Source organism: Enterobacter cloacae complex sp. P24RS (assembly GCF_014982165.1).
Classification (GTDB): Bacteria; Pseudomonadota; Gammaproteobacteria; order Enterobacterales; family Enterobacteriaceae; genus Enterobacter; species Enterobacter quasihormaechei.
Genome location: NZ_JADCKU010000016.1, coordinates 1 through 19,178, shown reverse-complemented (window position 1 = coordinate 19,178; position 19,178 = coordinate 1). Strand labels below are relative to the sequence as shown.

Below are 19,178 nucleotides of genomic sequence, written 5' to 3'. Positions count from 1 at the left end.
TTACATCGGCACGGTGTTTCACTGAGCGAGTATAGTCTTCAGAACATATTTTCCCATTACTAAACCTGGTGAGGACCCCCTATGCAGGCTTTGATTTTAGAACAGCAGGACGGCAAAACCGTTGCCTCGGTGCAAACCATTGAGGAGAGCCGCCTGCCGGAAGGCGACGTGACCGTGGATATCGACTGGTCCAGCCTGAACTATAAAGACGCACTGGCCATTACGGGGAAAGGTAAAATCATCCGAAATTTCCCGATGGTGCCCGGAATCGACTTTGCAGGCCGCGTGCATACCAGTGAAGATCCGCGCTTCCACGCCGGACAGCAGGTCCTGCTCACCGGCTGGGGGGTGGGTGAAAACCACTGGGGCGGGCTGGCAGCACAGGCGCGCGTAAAAGGTGACTGGCTGGTCCCGATGCCGAAAGGCATGGACGGCCGCAAAGCGATGATCGTCGGCACGGCGGGCTTCACCGCCATGCTGTGCGTCATGGCGCTGGAAGAGGCCGGGATCCGTCCTGACTCCGGCGAAATCGTCGTCACCGGCGCAAGCGGCGGCGTGGGCAGCACGGCCGTCACGCTGCTGCACAAGCTGGGATATCAGGTCGCCGCCGTCTCTGGCCGCGAAAGTACGCATGATTATCTGCGTCAGCTGGGCGCAAACCGTATTCTGAGCCGCGACGAGTTCGCCGAAACCCGCCCGCTGGAAAAACAGGTCTGGTCTGGCGCGGTCGATACCGTCGGCGACAAAGTGCTGGCGAAAGTGCTGGCGCAAATGAACTACGGCGGCTGCGTGGCGGCCTGTGGGCTGGCGGGTGGTTTTGCCCTGCCGACGACGGTGATGCCGTTTATTCTGCGCAACGTGCGTCTTCAGGGCGTCGATTCGGTTATGGCTCCAGCCGAGCGGCGTTCCGAGGCCTGGGAACGTCTGGTCCGCGATCTGCCGGCCTCGTTCTATGAGCAGAGCGCCACGGAGATTACCCTGAGCCAGGCGCCAGAGTTCGCGAATAAAATCATGGACAACCAGTTCCACGGTCGTGCGCTGGTCAAAATTGCCTAATCTTCAAATTTTCGTGACATATTCGCGCTAACCCGCCTCCTCCGTCATGCTTAGAAAAACGCCTGACGGAGGATGCCATGAAAACCCGAAAACTGACGGAAGCCGACGTAACGTCTGAGTCTGTCTTTATGCTACAGCGCCGCCAGATCCTGAAGATGCTTGGCATCAGCGCCACCGCCCTGACGCTCACGCCTGCGGCCCACGCTGACCTGCTCGACTGGTTTAAGGGTAACGATCGCCCGAAAGCCCCCTCTGGTGCCCCCCTTAACTTCACCAAACCGGCGCAATGGCAAAATAAGCTGGCGCTGACCCCGGAAGAGAAAGTCACCGGCTATAACAACTTTTACGAGTTTGGTCTTGATAAGGCCGATCCTGCCGCCAACGCGGGCAGCATGAAAACCGATCCCTGGACCCTGAAGATTGATGGCGAAGTGGCTAAACCGCTGACGCTGGATCATCACGACCTCACCACCCGCTTCCCCCTTGAAGAACGCATTTACCGCATGCGCTGCGTGGAAGCCTGGTCGATGGTCGTGCCGTGGGTGGGCTTCCCTTTGCACAAGCTCCTGGCCCTGGCTGAGCCCACCAGCAACGCGAAGTATGTCTCCTTCCAGACGCGCTATGCGCCGGACGAGATGCCGGGCCAGAAGGATCGGTTTATCGGCGGCGGGCTGGAATATCCGTACGTTGAAGGGTTACGCCTCGACGAAGCCATGCATCCCCTTACGCTGCTGACCGTGGGCGTTTACGGCAAAGCGCTGCCGCCGCAAAACGGGGCCCCCATTCGCTTAACCGTACCGTGGAAATACGGCTTCAAAAACATTAAATCCATCGTCAGCATCAAGCTCACCCGCGAGCGCCCGCCGACCACCTGGAACCTGGCGGCGCCCGACGAGTACGGGTTTTACGCCAACGTTAACCCACACGTTGACCATCCTCGCTGGTCCCAGGCGACGGAACGTTTTATCGGTTCCGGCGGCGCGCTGGACGTTAAACGCCAGCCAACGCTGCTGTTTAACGGCTATGCGGATGAAGTGGCATCCCTGTACCGTGGGCTGAATTTACGGGAGAACTTCTGAGTGCGTTTAACGGCAAAGCAGATAACCGGGCTGAAGGTTCTCCTGCACTTAGCCGGATTACTCCCCTTTATCTGGCTCTTTTGGGCAGTCAGTCAGGGGCAGTTTAGTGCCGATCCGGCTAAAGATATTCAGCATTTTACGGGTCGGATGGCTCTGAAATTTTTGCTGGCGACCTTGCTCGTCTCACCGCTGGCGCGCTACGCTAAACAGCCCTTATTGATACGCACGCGACGGCTTTTGGGGCTATGGTGTTTTGCCTGGGCGACGCTGCATCTCACCAGCTACGCCCTGCTGGAGCTGGGCATTAACAACCTGGCACTACTTGGCAGCGAACTGGTGACGCGCCCTTATCTGACGCTGGGTATCGTAAGCTGGCTGGTTTTACTGGCGCTGACGCTGACATCCACGCAGTACGCGCAGCGAAAACTGGGCCGACGCTGGCAACGGCTGCACAACTTCGTCTATCTTGTCGCGATCCTCGCCCCCCTTCATTACCTGTGGTCGGTGAAGATTTTATCCCCTCAGCCGGTCATCTACGCCCTGCTGGCATTGGCCCTTTTAGCATGGCGTTACAAGAAGTTCCGCCAGTGGTGGCGATAGTTAACGAAACTGTGCGTTTTCCCGCAGAATATTTATCAACCGCGAATCTTTTTCGGATAGCGGTTGATAATCTTCCCTGATAAGACCAGTATTTAGCTGCCAAATGCTACGAAATCGTTATAATGTGCGACTTCGGTTTTCCGGACAGGGGTTTTAGGCCTCTGAAAGGGTGACAATTGCGCGTTGAGGGTATATGTTGTTTTTTACCCGAAAATCGCAGGAGATAGCGGCACAATGGCTGACAAATTCCAAATTTTAGTTTTGAACGGACCGAACCTGAACATGCTCGGCACCCGTGAGCCAGAGAAGTACGGCACGCTGACATTGAGCGAAATTGTTAACCGTCTGGGTACGGAAGCAGCCTCGCTGAATGTGGATTTGGACCATTTTCAGTCAAATGCGGAGTACGCAATCATCGACCGTATTCATCAGGCTAAAGACACTGTGGACTATATCCTGATCAATCCGGCCGCGTTTACGCACACCAGTGTTGCTATACGCGACGCACTGCTCGCGGTGAATATCCCGTTTATCGAGATCCACCTGAGTAACGTGCACGCCCGAGAGCCGTTCCGCCACCATTCCTACCTGTCGGATATCGCCGCTGGCGTGATTTGTGGGCTGGGTGCAGACGGCTATTCATACGCTTTACAGACAGCGGTAAAACGCTTGTCACAATCACACTAAACAAGAGTACGGAACCCACTCATGGATATTCGTAAGATTAAAAAACTGATCGAGCTGGTTGAAGAATCAGGCATCTCCGAACTGGAAATTTCTGAAGGCGAAGAGTCTGTACGCATCAGCCGTGCAGCCCCAGCCGCTAGCTTCCCGGTAATGCAGCAAGCTTACGCTGCGCCAGTGCAACAGCCTGCGCTCGCCGCAGCCGTTGCGCCAGCGGCAGCAGAAGCAGCACCTGCGGCTGCAACAGAAATCAGTGGTCACATCGTACGTTCCCCAATGGTTGGTACTTTCTACCGCACCCCGAGCCCGGATGCGAAAGCGTTCATCGAAGTGGGTCAGAAAGTCAACGTAGGCGATACCCTGTGCATCGTTGAAGCCATGAAAATGATGAACCAGATCGAAGCAGACAAATCAGGTACTGTGAAAGCGATTCTGGTCGAAAGTGGTCAGCCGGTAGAATTTGACGAGCCGCTGGTCGTCATCGAGTAACGAGGCGAACATGCTGGATAAAATTGTTATCGCCAACCGTGGCGAGATTGCACTGCGTATTCTTCGTGCCTGTAAAGAACTGGGCATCAAGACCGTGGCCGTGCACTCAAGCGCGGATCGCGATTTAAAACACGTATTGCTGGCGGATGAGACGGTCTGTATCGGTCCGGCTCCGTCCGTAAAAAGCTATCTGAACATTCCGGCGATCATCAGCGCCGCCGAAATCACCGGCGCGGTCGCGATCCACCCGGGCTACGGCTTCCTCTCTGAGAACGCCAACTTTGCTGAGCAGGTTGAACGCTCTGGCTTTATCTTCATCGGCCCGAAAGCCGACACCATTCGCCTGATGGGCGACAAAGTGTCTGCCATCACCGCGATGAAAAAAGCCGGTGTTCCAACCGTACCAGGCTCTGACGGCCCGTTGACCGACGACATGGATGCTAACCGTGCTCATGCTAAACGCATTGGCTACCCGGTTATCATCAAGGCGTCCGGCGGCGGCGGCGGTCGCGGTATGCGCGTCGTGCGCAGCGATGCCGAACTGGCGCAGTCCATCTCCATGACCAAAGCGGAAGCGAAAGCGGCTTTCAGCAATGACATGGTGTACATGGAAAAATACCTGGAAAACCCACGCCACATCGAAATTCAGGTGCTGGCCGACGGTCAGGGTAACGCGATCTATCTGGCAGAACGTGACTGCTCCATGCAGCGTCGTCACCAGAAAGTCGTTGAAGAAGCGCCAGCGCCGGGCATTACCCCGGAACTGCGTCGCTACATCGGCGAGCGTTGCGCTAAAGCCTGTGTTGATATCGGCTATCGCGGGGCGGGTACCTTTGAGTTCCTGTTCGAAAACGGCGAGTTCTACTTCATTGAGATGAACACCCGTATTCAGGTTGAACACCCGGTAACCGAAATGATCACCGGCGTTGACCTGATCAAAGAGCAGCTGCGTATCGCAGCCGGTCAGCCGCTGTCCATCAAGCAGGAAGAAGTTGTGGTGAAAGGCCATGCGGTAGAGTGCCGTATCAACGCCGAAGACCCGAACACCTTCCTGCCAAGCCCGGGTAAAATCACGCGTTTCCACGCGCCGGGTGGCTTTGGTGTGCGCTGGGAGTCCCATATCTACGCCGGTTACACCGTACCGCCGTACTATGACTCAATGATCGGTAAGCTGATCTGCTACGGCGAGAACCGTGACGTGGCAATTGCCCGCATGAAGAACGCCCTCCAGGAACTGATCATCGATGGGATCAAAACCAACGTTGATCTCCAGATGCGCATCATGAGCGACGAGCACTTCCAGAATGGTGGAACTAACATCCACTACCTGGAGAAAAAACTCGGTCTGAACGAGAAGTAACAGACCAGCGTTGCTAAAAGGCCGGATAATCCGGCCTTTTTTATTTCTGGGGATTGCAAAGCCCCATCATGTACAATCCCCGCTTTCTTCATCCACAAGGGACAAAAAATGGACAAGCGTTTTGTTCAGGCCCATAAAGAAGCGCGCTGGGCGCTGTGGCTGACCCTTCTCTATCTTGCTGCTTGGTTAGTAACTGCTTACTTACCTGATTCAGCTATTGGCATAACCGGCCTTCCGCACTGGTTTGAAATGGCCTGCCTGCTGCTGCCGCTGGTGTTTATTGTGCTGTGCTGGGCGATGGTGAAATTCATCTATCGCGATATTTCTCTGGAGGACGATGATGCAGCTTGAAGTCATTCTGCCCCTTATCGCTTACCTGTTCCTGGTGTTTGGCCTGTCAGTTTATGCGATGCGTAAACGTTCGACCGGCACCTTTCTGAACGAGTATTTCCTCGGGAGCCGCTCAATGGGTGGCGTCGTGCTGGCGATGACGCTGACCGCCACCTACATCAGCGCCAGCTCGTTTATCGGTGGCCCCGGCGCGGCCTATAAGTACGGACTGGGCTGGGTACTGCTGGCCATGATCCAGCTTCCTGCCATCTGGCTCTCGCTTGGCATACTGGGTAAAAAATTTGCCATCCTGGCTCGCCGCTACAATGCCGTGACGCTGAACGATATGCTGTTTGCCCGCTATCAGAGCCGCCTGCTGGTATGGCTGGCAAGCCTGAGCCTGCTGGTGGCGTTCATCGGGGCGATGACCGTGCAGTTCATCGGCGGCGCGCGCCTGCTGGAAACGGCGGCCGGGATCCCCTACGAGACGGGTCTGGTCATCTTCGGCGTCAGTATCGCGCTGTATACCGCGTTTGGCGGGTTCCGCGCCAGCGTGCTGAACGACACGATGCAGGGGCTGGTCATGCTCGTAGGCACTCTCGTTCTTCTGGTCGGCATCGTGCATGCCGCGGGTGGCCTGGGCCATGCGGTTGAAACCCTGGAAGCGATCGATCCGAAGCTGGTCTCGCCGCAGGGGGCGGATGATATCCTCTCTCCAACCTTCATGACTTCGTTCTGGGTGCTGGTGTGCTTTGGGGTCATTGGCCTGCCGCATACCGCCGTGCGCTGCATCTCATATAAAGACAGCAAAGCCGTGCACCGGGGGATCATCATCGGGACGATTGTGGTGGCGATCCTGATGTTTGGCATGCACCTGGCGGGCGCGCTGGGACGCGCGGTGATCCCTGACCTTACCGTGCCGGATCTGGTCATCCCGACCCTGATGGTAAAAGTGCTGCCGCCGTTTGCCGCCGGGATTTTCCTCGCCGCGCCCATGGCGGCCATTATGTCGACCATCAACGCCCAGTTACTGCAAAGTTCCGCTACGATCATTAAAGATCTCTACCTGAACCTGCGCCCTGAACAGGTTGAAAATGAGCGTCGCCTGAAGCGTATGTCGGCCGCGATCACCCTGGTACTGGGTGCGCTGCTGCTGCTGGCCGCGTGGCGTCCACCGGAGATGATCATCTGGTTGAACCTGCTCGCCTTTGGCGGGCTTGAGGCCGTATTCCTGTGGCCGCTGGTGCTGGGCCTGTACTGGGAACGCGCTAATGCCGCGGGTGCGTTAAGCGGCATGATCGTCGGGGGCGTTCTGTATGCCGTTCTCGCAACGTTTAAAATTCAGTATCTGGGCTTTCACCCGATTGTGCCCTCGCTGCTGTTAAGTTTACTGGCGTTTGTGGTGGGTAACCGTTTCGGCCGCCCCGTACCACCCGCCACCCTGATGTCTACTGATAAATAAAGAGTTTTGCCATGCCGTGGATCCAATTAAAACTGAACACAACCGGCGCGAACGCCGAAGAACTGAGTGATGCGCTGATGGAAGCCGGTTCGGTCTCTATCACTTTCCAGGATACCCATGACACGCCGGTCTTTGAGCCGCTGCCGGGCGAAACGCGCCTGTGGGGCGATACCGACGTTATCGGCCTGTTTGATGCAGAAACCGACATGAAAGAGGTGGTGGCGATTCTGGAAAACCATCCGCTGCTGGGCGCAGGCTTCGCGCATAAAATCGAACAGCTGGAAGACAAAGACTGGGAACGCGAGTGGATGGATAACTTCCATCCGATGCAGTTTGGTCAGCGTCTGTGGATCTGCCCAAGCTGGCGCGAGGTTCCCGATGAAAACGCGGTGAACGTGATGCTCGATCCGGGTCTGGCGTTTGGAACCGGTACTCACCCGACAACCTCCCTGTGCCTGCAATGGCTGGATGGGCTGGATCTGGAAGGCAAAACCGTGATCGACTTCGGCTGCGGCTCCGGGATCCTCGCTATCGCGGCGCTGAAGCTGGGCGCGGCCAAAGCCATCGGGATCGATATCGATCCGCAGGCGATTCAGGCCAGCCGTGATAACGCCGAGCGTAACGGCGTTTCCGATCGCCTTGAACTGTATCTGCCCGATGCACAGCCAGAGGCCATGAAAGCCGATGTGGTGGTCGCGAATATCCTGGCTGGCCCGTTACGCGAGCTGGCGCCGTTAATCAGCGTCCTGCCGGTTGAGGGCGGCCTGCTGGGTCTGTCCGGCATTCTGGCAAGCCAGGCAGACAGCGTCTGCGAAGCCTACGCCGATCTCTTTGCGCTCGACCCGGTCGTCGAGAAAGAAGAGTGGTGCCGCATCACCGGTCGCAAAAAATAAGCATTTGGCGTGGTCCTCTGACCACGCCTTTCCCCTTCGGTTTTCCCTCCCGCCTTCATCCTTTCTCCGATAAAATAACCCTGCAAACAATAATGTTAATTATTGATTTGGATAATAAAATTCACAGGAAGAATACGATGAAACATATTGCAGGCAAGGCAGCGCTGCTGGCGCTGAGCATGATGTCGGCTTCGGCTTACGCATCACACTGGAGCTATCAGGGAGAAGGCGCACCGGAGCACTGGGGCGAACTGGACGAGGCGTATAAAACGTGTAAAAGCGGGATGTATCAGTCGCCGATTAACATTGATAGCACGGTTAAAGCCCATATCTCTCCGCTGGAAACGCACTACATCGACGGCCCCGTCACCCTGACAAACAACGGCCATACTATCCAGGCGAGTGAAAACGCCGATACACGCGACAGCATCACGCTTGATAAACAGACCTGGACGTTACAACAGTTCCATTTCCATGCGCCATCCGAAAACACGGTGCACGGTAAAAAATACGCCATGGAAATGCATCTGGTGCACAAAAATGCTGACGGCGAACTGACGGTCGTTGCCGTTATGTTCGACCAGGGTGCGGCAAACGCTGAGCTGGATAAACTCTGGAGCGTGATGCCAGGACAGGTTGACCAGAACGTCACGATCAAGCCAACCCTCGATATCAATAAACTCCTGCCCGCGGATAAAACCTACTGGCGCTTCAGCGGCTCTCTGACCACGCCGCCGTGCTCAGAAGGGGTAACGTGGCTGGTGCTTAAGCAGCCGCTGACCGTCTCTGCTGAACAGCTGCAAAAATTAACTCACACAATGCATCACGATAACAACCGCCCGGTCCAGCCGCTTCATGGCCGCCTGGTGGTTGAATAAGTCGATTTTTTGCGCTGATATCCTGTGCTGAAAGGCGACACAGATCGCAAGAAGCACCCTAATCTGCTGCATATCGCAGCAGATTATCCCGGACAATTGATTCATTTATTCAGAAATGATGAGAAGTTACGGGAAATTGTAAGAGCCCATAAAACGTTCATTTATTCATAACCCAATGATTTAAATAGCGAATAATCTTATCCCAAAAGTATGACTGGCGATTCATTGATCTACAGCAGTGGATTGTTCAAAGTTTGGCCTTTCATCTCGTGCAAAAAATGCGTAATATACGCCGCCTTGCAGTCACAGTATGGTCATTTCTTAACTCATGCGCATCGGACACCACCAGCTCAGAAATCGCCTGATCGCAGCACCCATGGCAGGTATTACCGACCGGCCGTTCAGGACGCTGTGCTACGAGATGGGAGCAGGACTGACCGTTTCCGAGATGATGTCGTCTAACCCGCAGGTTTGGGAAAGCGATAAGTCCCGCCTACGGATGGTGCACGTTGATGAGCCAGGTATTCGCACCGTGCAAATTGCCGGAAGCGTGCCTGAAGAAATGGCAGATGCCGCGCGTATTAACGTGGAAAGTGGCGCCCAGATTATTGATATCAATATGGGTTGCCCGGCCAAAAAGGTGAATCGCAAGCTTGCAGGTTCAGCCCTTCTGCAATACCCCGACCAGGTGAAGTCAATCCTGACGGCGGTTGTCAGCGCAGTGGACGTTCCTGTTACGTTAAAGATTCGCACGGGTTGGTCGCCGGAACACCGTAACTGCGTAGAGATTGCCCAACTGGCCGAAGACTGTGGCATTCAGGCCCTGACCATTCATGGACGCACTCGCGCCTGTTTGTTCAACGGTGAAGCTGAATACGACAGCATTCGGGCAGTTAAGCAGAAAGTTTCCATTCCGATTATCGCGAATGGCGACATTACTGACCCGCTTAAAGCCAGAGCTGTGCTCGACTATACGGGAGCTGATGCTCTGATGATAGGACGTGCCGCTCAGGGAAGACCCTGGATCTTTCGGGAAATCCAGCATTATCTGGACACTGGGGAGCTGCTTGCCCCGCTGCCTCTGGCAGAGGTTAAGCGCTTGCTTTGTTCGCATGTTCGGGAACTGCATGACCACTACGGCCAGGCAAAAGGGTACCGAATTGCGCGTAAACACGTCTCCTGGTATCTCCAGGAGCACGCTCCAAATGACCAGTTTCGGCGCACATTCAACGCCATTGAGGATGCCAGCGAACAGCTGGAGGCGTTGGAGGCATACTTCGAAAATCTTGCGTAATGAAATAAAGAGCTGACAGAACTATGTTCGAACAACGCGTAAATTCTGACGTACTGACCGTATCTACCGTTAACTCTCAGGATCAGGTGACTCAAAAGCCCCTGCGTGACTCGGTTAAACAGGCACTGAAGAACTATTTTGCTCAACTGAACGGTCAGGATGTTAATGACCTGTATGAGCTGGTACTGGCTGAAGTTGAACAGCCACTGTTGGACATGGTGATGCAATACACCCGTGGTAATCAAACCCGCGCTGCCCTGATGATGGGCATCAACCGTGGTACCCTGCGTAAGAAATTGAAAAAATACGGCATGAACTAATTTCGATTAGCTAACTGCTTGTTTAAAAAGGCGCTCTTCGGCATGGGGAAGCGCCTTTTTTATCGCCCAAATGGGCGACCGTCAACCTTTGTAAACCTTCTCGTTCCCCACTTTTCAACGCCCGCTTTTCGTGTATATTTCCAGCACCTTACAGGCTCTCTTTTCGCGGAATGACACATGATTCGTAAATACTGGTGGCTGGTCGTTTTTGCTGTCTCTGTTTTCCTTTTCGATGCGCTGCTGATGCAGTGGATTGAACTGATGAGCACTGAAACCGATAAATGTCGCAATATGAATTCCGTAAATCCGCTAAAACTGGTGAACTGTTCAGAGCTGGACTAACCGCTACCCCCTGCGCCATCCCTGCTATCACCTAATAAAAACAGGGATTTAAATCACTTTTCGTCATTTCCTGACGATGATAATGTCTGTGCCCTTTCCAACCGCTCTTGCTTAACATCCCCCAACGAGTGAACAGACCATGCTGGTTAGCCAATACAACCAAATCCTCGTCGTCATCTCCTTTGTTGTCGCCATTCTTGCCGCCTATACCGCACTGAATATGGCTGCGCGCGTTGCCGGTAGCCAGGGCGTCGCTGCGCGCGTCTGGTTGGCAGGCGGCGGGGTGTCGATGGGGATTGGCGTGTGGGCGATGCATTTCATCGGTATGCTGGCGATGGATCTTTCCATGAGCATGAGCTACAACGCGGCCCTGACCGTGCTTTCGATGGTTATCGCCATCAGCTCGTCGATGTTCGCCCTGTGGCTCGTTAGCGGTGAGCAGTTGCGTCTGCACCGGCTGCTCCCCGGCGCAGCCGTGATGGGAACGGGCATTGTTGCCATGCACTACACCGGAATGGCTGCACTGGAAGTCACACCGGGTATTGTCTGGGATAACACGTGGGTGACCATCTCTGTGGTCATTGCACTGGCCGCGTCACTGACCGCTCTTTGGCTGACGTTCCGTTTACGACAGGAAGCCGCACAAATGGCGCTGATGCGGCTGGGGGCGGCGATCACCATGGGCATCGCTATCGCTGGTATGCATTACGCCGGCATGGAAGCCGCCCAGTTTCCGGTGTCGACGATGGTCCACCATCATGGCATTAACGGTAGCTGGCTGGCGGTACTGGTTAGCGTGGTCGCGCTTGCTATTTTGGGGATCACATTACTGGTGTCGATGTTCGATGCCCGCCTTCAGGCTCGTACCTCGCTGCTGGCCTCATCGCTGGCAGAAGCTAACCGCGAGCTCGCACAGCTGGCGTTACATGACACGCTGACGCGTTTGCCCAATCGCATTCTGCTGGAGGATCGTCTCGATCAGGCTATCAGCAAGGCCGATCGCGAGGGGAACGCCTTCGCGCTGATGTTTATGGATCTCGATGGTTTTAAAACCGTAAATGATGCCTACGGTCATGACGTCGGTGACAAGCTTCTGGTTGCCGTGACTCAGCGCCTGCTGTTGCAGTTGAAAGGTCAGTACACGCTGGCGCGTATCGGTGGGGATGAATTCGTCCTGCTGGCCGAAACTGACAGCCCGGATGATGCTGCCTCACTGGCCAATTCACTGGTGCGCGTTATTGATAGCCCGTTCCATCTCGATCCTTACGAGCTGATGGTCACCCTGAGCATTGGCATCGCGCTCTATCCGCACGACGGCAACACCGATCGTGAACTGATGTTTAACGCTGATGCGGCGATGTATCACACAAAACATATGGGTCGCAACGGATATCACTTCTTCCAGCCGTCAATGAATACGCTGGCGCAGACGCATCTTCAGTTGATGAACGATCTGTGGCAGGCCATCGACCGTAATGAGTTACGCCTGCTATATCAACCTAAATTCCACGCCCCTGCCGGGCCAGTACTTGGGTTTGAAGCGCTGTTACGCTGGCAGCATCCAAAACAGGGATTGTTGTCTCCCGAGCTGTTTCTGCCGCTGGCAGAGAAAACCGGGCTGATTATTCCCATTGGAAACTGGGTCATCGACGAGGCCTGCCGCCAGCTGCGTGAATGGCATCTTCAAGGTCACACGGACTGGTCAATGGCGGTGAATCTTTCTACGTTGCAGTTCGAACAGCCGACGCTGGTTAAAACGGTTCTCGATTGTCTGACGCGCCATAGCGTACCGCCCGGTATGTTGATCCTGGAGGTGACCGAAACCACGGCGATGAACAATCCAGACGAAAGCGTTCGCGTCCTGACAGCGCTGACGGATGCGGGCGTAAAAGCCTCGATAGACGATTTTGGTACAGGTTACTCAAGCCTGCTCTATCTTAAGCGGCTCCCCGCCTGTGAGTTAAAAATCGATCGCGCTTTCGTGAAAGAGTTAAGTGGAGAGAGCGAAGATGCAACGATTGTCTCGGCGATTGTCGCTCTGGCAAAAACGCTGAATCTGAAGGTTGTGGCGGAAGGGGTGGAAACCGCAGCGCAGCAGGCGTTTTTGACAGAACTGGGATGTCATACGCTACAGGGTTATCTGCTGGGCAAACCGATTACCGCGCAAGCGATTACGGAACAGTGCCAGCACGGGGAGATGTCGCCACCCCGGACGCCGTCATGAGGCCGTATCGTAAACCACTGGCGTCACTCGGGTGATATGCAGCGTCGCCAGAATATTATCCACCAGCGCCGGCGCCTGTTGGTACAGGTTGAAACTGTTGCTGTTCATGAGCCAGTTTTTGATGACTCCGCTAAAAAAGGCGTGGAAAACTATTACCGCCAGTTCAATATTCGTTTGTGACGAGATGATGTTACGAGCAATGCATTGCCTCAGCGTCCTGCGAAGATAATCATCGTTTAAACCGATCCGCTTTCGTATTTCACATTCTGAAATCACATCGTCATGAAATTCACACTTATGATACAAAATCTGTAGAAGAGCATACTGTCGGGGATTGCTTGCAATATATTGCAACCCGACGATAAATTGTTCACGAAGCATTAACAGCGGGTCATCTTTTTCGGAAAGCACTAACCTGTCACGAATCATCTCACGTAGCGGTAATTGCTGTTCCCAGATGGCGTTAAATATTTCCGCTTTACTCAAAAAATGCCAGTAAACTGCCCCGCGAGTGAGTTGCGCAGCATCGGCGATGTCGGTGAGCGTGGTGTTAGCCACGCCTCGCGTCGCGAATAGCCCGATCGCGGCTTCAATCAACTGCTGACGGGTCTTTTGAGCCTCTTCTTTCTTTTTACGCGCCATAGCCTGCTACTCATTGCTCAAACGGTTAATACACTACCAAACGTAATGATGGGGTCGGATAAATAAAAGTATTCATCATAACCGATTTTCATTTTGCACAAAAAAAGTCAACTTGCTTAATTTATAATTCAGTCAAATAAGTTCAATGCATTGCATTCACAAAATACATGAATAAAGCGAACCCAAAACATTTGCGCTGGTTATCCTGACAGAAATTGCATATTGAAAGTACTGGGCCAGATTCTGATTTTTACTTTTTAATGCCCCTCCAGCACGTATAAATTAAAAAACATTAAATACCCTCATTATTATACGCAGCTACATTTTTATTTTTGCCTCATACCCTCTCACCGATTCACGGCAATTATCGGTTTAGGGGTAGTTTAAGGAACAGTAATGACGAATCATTTCAGACGCTTACCCTTATCCGGTTTCATTGTCTGTGCCGCACTGCTCGCCGGGTGCGATGGGCAGGAAAATTCACAGCAGCATGCGCAAGCCCCTCAGGTGAATGTTCATATTGTCAAAAGCGCGCCGCTGGCCGTAACGACGGAATTACCAGGCAGAACAGATGCGTATCGTGTTGCGGAGGTTCGTCCCCAGGTCAGTGGTATCATTCTGCACCGTAATTTTACCGAAGGCAGCGATGTCAAAGCGGGTGAATCCCTTTATCAGATCGATCCTGCCACCTATCAGGCAGCCTACGACAATGCGAAAGGTGAACTGGTAAAAGCGCAGGCGGCGGCAAACATTGCCCATCTGACGGTGAAACGTTACGTTCCGCTGGTCGGTACGCAATATGTGAGCAAGCAGGAGTACGATCAGGCGGTGGCAACCGCTCAGCAGGCGGATGCGAGCGTCATTGCCGCGAAGGCTGGCGTTGAAAGCGCGCGGATCAACCTCGCCTACACGAAAGTCACATCGCCAATCAGCGGGCGCATTGGTAAATCCAGCGTTACTGAAGGGGCGCTCGTCACGAATGGTCAGTCAACTGCGCTGGCAACGGTTCAGCAGCTCGATCCAATTTATGTCGACGTGACCCAGTCCAGCAGCGACTTTATGCGTCTGAAGCAGACAAGCCTGCAAAAGGGCGACACCAGCAGCGTCGAGCTGCTGATGGAAAACGGCCAGCCTTATCCGTTAAAAGGAACGCTACAGTTCTCTGACGTCACGGTAGATGAAAGTACCGGCTCAATCACCCTTCGCGCCCTCTTCCCTAACCCTCAGCATATGCTGTTACCGGGTATGTTTGTCCGTGCGCGCATCGATGAAGGTACGCAGCCGGATGCCATTCTTGTTCCCCAGCAGGGGGTAACCCGTACACCCCGCGGTGATGCCACCGTGCTTGTGGTAAACGATAAAAATCAGGTGGAATCTCGCACTGTCGTTGCACCGCAGGCGATTGGCGATCGGTGGCTGGTCACGGACGGCCTTAAAAACGGCGACCGCGTCATCACCAGCGGCCTGCAAAAAGTTCGCCCTGGCGTCACCGTCGTGGCTATTCCTGATACCGCCGCTACTCCAGCCAGTTAAGGGATATCGACATGGCTAATTTCTTTATTCAACGGCCTGTTTTCGCCTGGGTACTCGCCATCATTCTGATGATTGCGGGCGGGCTGGCCATTTTAAAACTGCCGGTCGCGCAATATCCGACCATTGCGCCACCCGCGGTTGCGGTGACAGCAACCTACCCTGGCGCGGATGCCCAGACGGTACAGGACACGGTGACGCAGGTTATCGAACAGAACATGAACGGAATCGACAATCTGATGTACATGTCGTCCACCAGTGATTCTGCCGGTAACGTCACCATCACTCTGACGTTCGAGTCGGGTACGGATCCTGATATCGCGCAGGTGCAGGTTCAGAACAAGCTTCAGCTCGCCATGCCGCTGCTGCCGCAGGAAGTGCAGCAACAGGGGATCGGCGTGGAAAAATCGAGCAGCAGCTTCCTGCTGGTTGCGGGCTTCGTGTCGGATAATAAAAACCTTACTCAGGATGATATCTCCGACTATGTTGCTTCTAACGTAAAAGATGCGATCAGCCGTACTTCCGGCGTCGGTGACGTGCAGCTGTTCGGTGCGCAGTATGCCATGCGCATCTGGCTGGACAGCAACGCAATGAATAAGTACCAGCTCACGCCGCTGGACGTCATTAACCAGCTGAAAACCCAGAACGACCAGATTGCGGCGGGACAGCTGGGGGGGACGCCATCTGTACCGGGTCAGCAGCTGAACGCCTCAATTATTGCTCAAACGCGCCTGAAATCGCCGGAGGAGTTTGGCCGTGTGACGCTGAAGGTGAACCAGGACGGTTCAATGGTCCACCTGAAAGACGTGGCCCGCATCGAGCTGGGTGGTGAAAACTACAACATGGTCACCAAAATCAACGGGCAGGCCGCGACGGGGCTCGGGATCAAGCTGGCGACAGGCGCAAACGCGCTGGATACCGCTGCCGCCATCAAGAGCAAACTGGCGCAGTTGCAGCCCTTCTTCCCGCAGGGCCTGAGAGTTGTCTATCCATACGACACCACACCTTTCGTGAAGATCTCAATACATGAAGTGGTGAAGACGCTGTTTGAAGCGATCGTTCTCGTGTTCCTGGTGATGTACCTATTCCTGCAAAACCTGCGGGCTACCCTTATACCGACTATCGCCGTGCCCGTGGTGCTGCTGGGTACCTTTGCGGTACTGGCTGCGTTCGGTTTCTCCATTAACACCCTGACGATGTTTGGGATGGTATTGGCGATAGGCTTGCTCGTCGATGATGCCATCGTGGTGGTCGAGAACGTAGAACGCGTGATGGTGGAGGACAAGCTGCCGCCAAAAGAGGCGACGCAGAAGTCGATGGAACAAATCCAGGGCGCTCTGGTGGGCATTGCCATGGTGCTTTCGGCAGTGTTTATACCGATGGCATTTTTTGGAGGCTCTACCGGGGCTATCTATCGCCAGTTCTCGCTAACCATCGTCTCCGCGATGGCCCTGTCGGTGCTCGTCGCGCTGATATTAACGCCAGCGCTTTGTGCAACCCTGCTCAAACCCGTTGCCAGCGAGCATCATGAAAAGAAAGGTGGCTTCCTTGGCTGGTTTAACGCGCTTTTTGATAAGAGCGTGGAGCACTACAGCAACAGCGTGAGCGGTATTTTACGTAAGACCGGGCGCTATCTGCTGGTATACGTCATCATCGTCGGCGGCATGGCAGTCCTGTTTCTGCGCCTGCCTTCCTCCTTCCTGCCGGAAGAGGATCAGGGGGTGTTTATGACGATGGTTCAGCTGCCGGCAGGGGCGACGCAGATGCGCACCCAGCAGGTGCTCGATCAGGTTCAGGATTATTATCTGACGAAAGAGAAAGCGAACGTTGAATCGGTCTTCACCGTAAACGGCTTTAGCTTTAGCGGCCAGGGCCAAAACGCCGGTATCGCGTTCGTCAGCCTGAAGCCCTGGGAAGAACGTCCGGGCGATGAAAACGGCGTTAGAGCCATTGTCAGCCGTGCGACGAAAGCGTTCAGCCAAATCAAAGATGGCCTTGTATTTCCGTTTAACCTGCCCGCGATTATTGAGCTGGGCACGGCGACAGGCTTCGACTTCGAACTGATTGACCAGGCAAACCTGGGGCATACGCAGCTAACGCAGGCGCGTAACCAGCTGCTTGGCATGGTGAGAGAACATCCAGATTTACTGGTCCGCGTGCGTCCTAACGGCCTGGAGGATACGCCTCAGTTCAAGCTGGATGTCGATCAGGAGAAAGCACAGGCGTTAGGTGTGAGCGTATCTGATGTTAATCAGACCATCTCAACAGCACTGGGTGGCACCTATGTGAATGACTTTATCGATCATGGTCGCGTGAAAAAAGTTTACGTACAGGCTGACGCTCGCTTCCGTATGCTGCCAGGAGACATTAACGGCCTGTATGTGCGTAGCGCTAACGGCGAAATGGTGCCTTTCTCTGCCTTTAGCAGCTCTCACTGGGTGTACGGTTCACCCCGTCTGGAACGTTACAATGGGATGCCGTCAATGGAGATCCTCGGGGAGTCTGCGCCAGGCAAAAGTACCGGTGAGGCAATGGCGTTGATGGAAAGTCTTGCGTCGAAACTGCCTTCCGGCATCGGCTACGACTGGACGGGGATGTCTTACCAGGAACGTCTTTCCGGTAATCAGGCTCCAGCGCTGTACGCCATTTCGCTGATAGTGGTGTTCCTGTGTCTGGCTGCCCTCTATGAAAGCTGGTCAATTCCATTCTCGGTCATGCTGGTCGTGCCCCTGGGGGTGATCGGCGCGCTTCTGGCTGCATCGGTGCGCGGGCTGAACAATGACGTTTACTTCCAGGTTGGTCTGCTTACGACAATTGGTTTATCCGCCAAGAACGCCATACTGATCGTTGAGTTCGCCAAGGATCTCATGGATAAAGAAGGCAAAGGGATTATCGAGGCCACGCTGGAAGCCTCACGTATGCGTCTGCGTCCTATCCTGATGACTTCCCTGGCATTCATCCTTGGCGTTATGCCTCTGGTAATCAGTAGTGGTGCAGGAAGTGGGGCACAAAACGCTGTCGGTACGGGCGTGATGGGCGGGATGCTGTCAGCTACGCTGCTGGCCATTTTCTTCGTTCCTGTTTTCTTTGTGGTTGTCCGAAGACGGTTTACAAAGCACAAGGATTAATGAAAAATTAAAAGGCACCTCGGGTGCCTTTTTTATTTCCGAAAAACAACAGAATAAATATATCGGTCCTTCACATTTTCTCCATTAATTATCTCCACCCGCTCCTTTTCTCCATGATTTTTACAATCCACACAAATTGAGATTATTCACCGTTCTGCATGGTATTAGCACGGTGGTAAAATAATCATCAATTCGTTAATTGCCGCATCGGCTCTGAAGCGAATAAGCGATTATTTTGAGGTAACATCATGAAAAGATTCCTTTCCGTTGCACTCCTCGCTGCGCTGCTTGCTGGCTGTGCACACGACTCTCCATGTGTACCGGTATACGACGATCAGGGCCGACTGGTTCACACCAATACCTGCATGAAGGGCACCACCCAGGATAACTGGGAAACAGCAGGTGCAATAGCCGGTGGCGCCGCGGCAATAGCGGGCCTGACGCTGGGTATTGTTGCTCTGACTAAATAAGGCTTTTAAAAGCGCGGCGATGTCCGCGCTTTTATTTTGTTGTGATGTAAGCGCTTATATTTTCCATTCTGGCTTTATCCGCTATTAACTCTATTTAATACCTACTACGCTTCCTGCTTTACACAGTTAACCCTGCCAGTAACCTCATTCCTGCTGCGTTTCGATTACTTTATGTATACGCACTATTTTGCCAGTTAAACGCATAGGTATACGCCGATATGTGCGAATTTCGCGAGAGGGATTAACGAAGTGAGGAATTTAACAGTACGCATAACGCAAAAAGGCCATCCTTTCGGACGGCCTTTCTACTTGTTTGATGTCTGGCAGTTCCCTACTCTCACATGGGGAGACCCCACACTACCATCGGCGCTACGGCGTTTCACTTCTGAGTTCGGCA

General features: G+C 54.1%; 18 protein-coding genes. 17 read left to right on the top strand and 1 reads right to left on the bottom strand.

The window, feature by feature from the left end:
• Window positions 1-81 precede the first annotated feature (81 nt).
• The 14 genes from INF58_RS16475 (at window position 82) to INF58_RS16410 (ending at window position 13,011) form a co-directional block, all read left to right on the top strand.
• Entirely contained in the window at window positions 82-1,056 is a 975-nt protein-coding gene (locus tag INF58_RS16475) for an MDR family oxidoreductase (protein WP_193528121.1), read from the top strand.
• Between the two features lie 77 nt (window positions 1,057-1,133).
• Window positions 1,134-2,135: a protein-methionine-sulfoxide reductase catalytic subunit MsrP gene (gene msrP, locus INF58_RS16470; RefSeq protein WP_063450993.1), complete on the top strand. Its 1,002-nt coding sequence runs from the start codon at window positions 1,134-1,136 to the stop codon at window positions 2,133-2,135.
• Window positions 2,136-2,735 (top strand): protein-methionine-sulfoxide reductase heme-binding subunit MsrQ, encoded by a 600-nt coding sequence (gene msrQ / locus INF58_RS16465; RefSeq protein ID WP_107534007.1) that lies wholly within the window; start codon window positions 2,136-2,138, stop codon window positions 2,733-2,735. It abuts the gene before it with no gap.
• A 234-nt stretch (window positions 2,736-2,969) separates the two neighbouring features.
• Window positions 2,970-3,422: a type II 3-dehydroquinate dehydratase gene (gene aroQ, locus INF58_RS16460; protein ID WP_165466634.1), complete on the top strand. Its 453-nt coding sequence runs from the start codon at window positions 2,970-2,972 to the stop codon at window positions 3,420-3,422.
• Between the two features lie 21 nt (window positions 3,423-3,443).
• Window positions 3,444-3,908, top strand: a complete 465-nt coding sequence (accB, locus tag INF58_RS16455) for an acetyl-CoA carboxylase biotin carboxyl carrier protein (protein ID WP_063450991.1) — start codon at window positions 3,444-3,446, stop codon at window positions 3,906-3,908.
• 10 nt (window positions 3,909-3,918) lie between these two features.
• Window positions 3,919-5,268, top strand: a complete 1,350-nt coding sequence (gene accC / locus INF58_RS16450) for an acetyl-CoA carboxylase biotin carboxylase subunit (RefSeq protein WP_003860388.1) — start codon at window positions 3,919-3,921, stop codon at window positions 5,266-5,268.
• Between the two features lie 108 nt (window positions 5,269-5,376).
• Window positions 5,377-5,619, top strand: a complete 243-nt coding sequence (locus INF58_RS16445; protein WP_022649569.1) for a YhdT family protein — start codon at window positions 5,377-5,379, stop codon at window positions 5,617-5,619.
• Window positions 5,609-7,060 carry a sodium/pantothenate symporter gene (gene panF, locus INF58_RS16440; protein WP_063867532.1) on the top strand — a complete coding sequence of 484 codons (1,452 nt, stop codon included), beginning with the start codon at window positions 5,609-5,611 and terminating at the stop codon, window positions 7,058-7,060. Before INF58_RS16445 ends, panF begins: the two co-directional genes overlap by 11 nt.
• A gap of 11 nt (window positions 7,061-7,071) precedes the next feature.
• Window positions 7,072-7,953 (top strand): 50S ribosomal protein L11 methyltransferase, encoded by an 882-nt coding sequence (prmA, locus tag INF58_RS16435; protein WP_017382703.1) that lies wholly within the window; start codon window positions 7,072-7,074, stop codon window positions 7,951-7,953.
• A gap of 137 nt (window positions 7,954-8,090) precedes the next feature.
• Window positions 8,091-8,831: a carbonic anhydrase gene (locus tag INF58_RS16430; protein ID WP_193528120.1), complete on the top strand. Its 741-nt coding sequence runs from the start codon at window positions 8,091-8,093 to the stop codon at window positions 8,829-8,831.
• A 328-nt stretch (window positions 8,832-9,159) separates the two neighbouring features.
• Window positions 9,160-10,125 carry a tRNA dihydrouridine synthase DusB gene (gene dusB, locus INF58_RS16425; protein ID WP_006812176.1) on the top strand — a complete coding sequence of 322 codons (966 nt, stop codon included), beginning with the start codon at window positions 9,160-9,162 and terminating at the stop codon, window positions 10,123-10,125.
• Between the two features lie 23 nt (window positions 10,126-10,148).
• Window positions 10,149-10,445 carry a DNA-binding transcriptional regulator Fis gene (gene fis / locus INF58_RS16420; RefSeq protein ID WP_000462905.1) on the top strand — a complete coding sequence of 99 codons (297 nt, stop codon included), beginning with the start codon at window positions 10,149-10,151 and terminating at the stop codon, window positions 10,443-10,445.
• Between the two features lie 177 nt (window positions 10,446-10,622).
• Entirely contained in the window at window positions 10,623-10,787 is a 165-nt protein-coding gene (locus INF58_RS16415) for a DUF2556 family protein (protein WP_063450987.1), read from the top strand.
• Between the two features lie 139 nt (window positions 10,788-10,926).
• Window positions 10,927-13,011 carry a bifunctional diguanylate cyclase/phosphodiesterase gene (locus tag INF58_RS16410; protein WP_193528119.1) on the top strand — a complete coding sequence of 695 codons (2,085 nt, stop codon included), beginning with the start codon at window positions 10,927-10,929 and terminating at the stop codon, window positions 13,009-13,011.
• Here INF58_RS16410 and envR read toward each other — a convergent pair.
• On the bottom strand, window positions 13,006-13,653 hold the full coding sequence (gene envR, locus INF58_RS16405; protein ID WP_193528118.1) for an acrEF/envCD operon transcriptional regulator: 648 nt from the start codon (window positions 13,651-13,653) through the stop codon (window positions 13,006-13,008). The genes INF58_RS16410 and envR overlap by 6 nt on opposite strands.
• Window positions 13,654-14,049: 396 nt before the next feature.
• On the opposite strand from envR, the gene INF58_RS16400 reads away from it, so the two are divergent.
• From INF58_RS16400 to INF58_RS16390, 3 genes are all read left to right on the top strand, one after another.
• Window positions 14,050-15,186: an efflux RND transporter periplasmic adaptor subunit gene (locus tag INF58_RS16400; protein ID WP_193528117.1), complete on the top strand. Its 1,137-nt coding sequence runs from the start codon at window positions 14,050-14,052 to the stop codon at window positions 15,184-15,186.
• A gap of 11 nt (window positions 15,187-15,197) precedes the next feature.
• Window positions 15,198-18,311, top strand: coding sequence for an efflux RND transporter permease subunit (locus INF58_RS16395; RefSeq protein ID WP_193528116.1), 3,114 nt, complete (start codon window positions 15,198-15,200; stop codon window positions 18,309-18,311).
• 248 nt (window positions 18,312-18,559) lie between these two features.
• Window positions 18,560-18,781, top strand: coding sequence for a lipoprotein (locus tag INF58_RS16390; protein ID WP_003860364.1), 222 nt, complete (start codon window positions 18,560-18,562; stop codon window positions 18,779-18,781).
• The last annotated feature ends 397 nt before the right edge of the window (window positions 18,782-19,178 follow it).

Coding starts and splice junctions, on each gene's coding strand:
- msrP (WP_063450993.1), top strand. CDS start 1,134: ATGAAAACCCGAAAACTGACGGAAGCCGACGTAACGTCTGAGTCTGTC.
- prmA (WP_017382703.1), top strand. CDS start 7,072: ATGCCGTGGATCCAATTAAAACTGAACACAACCGGCGCGAACGCCGAA.
- INF58_RS16400 (WP_193528117.1), top strand. CDS start 14,050: ATGACGAATCATTTCAGACGCTTACCCTTATCCGGTTTCATTGTCTGT.
- fis (WP_000462905.1), top strand. CDS start 10,149: ATGTTCGAACAACGCGTAAATTCTGACGTACTGACCGTATCTACCGTT.
- INF58_RS16395 (WP_193528116.1), top strand. CDS start 15,198: ATGGCTAATTTCTTTATTCAACGGCCTGTTTTCGCCTGGGTACTCGCC.
- INF58_RS16445 (WP_022649569.1), top strand. CDS start 5,377: ATGGACAAGCGTTTTGTTCAGGCCCATAAAGAAGCGCGCTGGGCGCTG.
- dusB (WP_006812176.1), top strand. CDS start 9,160: ATGCGCATCGGACACCACCAGCTCAGAAATCGCCTGATCGCAGCACCC.
- INF58_RS16475 (WP_193528121.1), top strand. CDS start 82: ATGCAGGCTTTGATTTTAGAACAGCAGGACGGCAAAACCGTTGCCTCG.
- INF58_RS16415 (WP_063450987.1), top strand. CDS start 10,623: ATGATTCGTAAATACTGGTGGCTGGTCGTTTTTGCTGTCTCTGTTTTC.
- aroQ (WP_165466634.1), top strand. CDS start 2,970: ATGGCTGACAAATTCCAAATTTTAGTTTTGAACGGACCGAACCTGAAC.
- INF58_RS16430 (WP_193528120.1), top strand. CDS start 8,091: ATGAAACATATTGCAGGCAAGGCAGCGCTGCTGGCGCTGAGCATGATG.
- INF58_RS16410 (WP_193528119.1), top strand. CDS start 10,927: ATGCTGGTTAGCCAATACAACCAAATCCTCGTCGTCATCTCCTTTGTT.
- accB (WP_063450991.1), top strand. CDS start 3,444: ATGGATATTCGTAAGATTAAAAAACTGATCGAGCTGGTTGAAGAATCA.
- accC (WP_003860388.1), top strand. CDS start 3,919: ATGCTGGATAAAATTGTTATCGCCAACCGTGGCGAGATTGCACTGCGT.
- INF58_RS16390 (WP_003860364.1), top strand. CDS start 18,560: ATGAAAAGATTCCTTTCCGTTGCACTCCTCGCTGCGCTGCTTGCTGGC.
- envR (WP_193528118.1), bottom strand. CDS start 13,653: ATGGCGCGTAAAAAGAAAGAAGAGGCTCAAAAGACCCGTCAGCAGTTG.
- panF (WP_063867532.1), top strand. CDS start 5,609: ATGCAGCTTGAAGTCATTCTGCCCCTTATCGCTTACCTGTTCCTGGTG.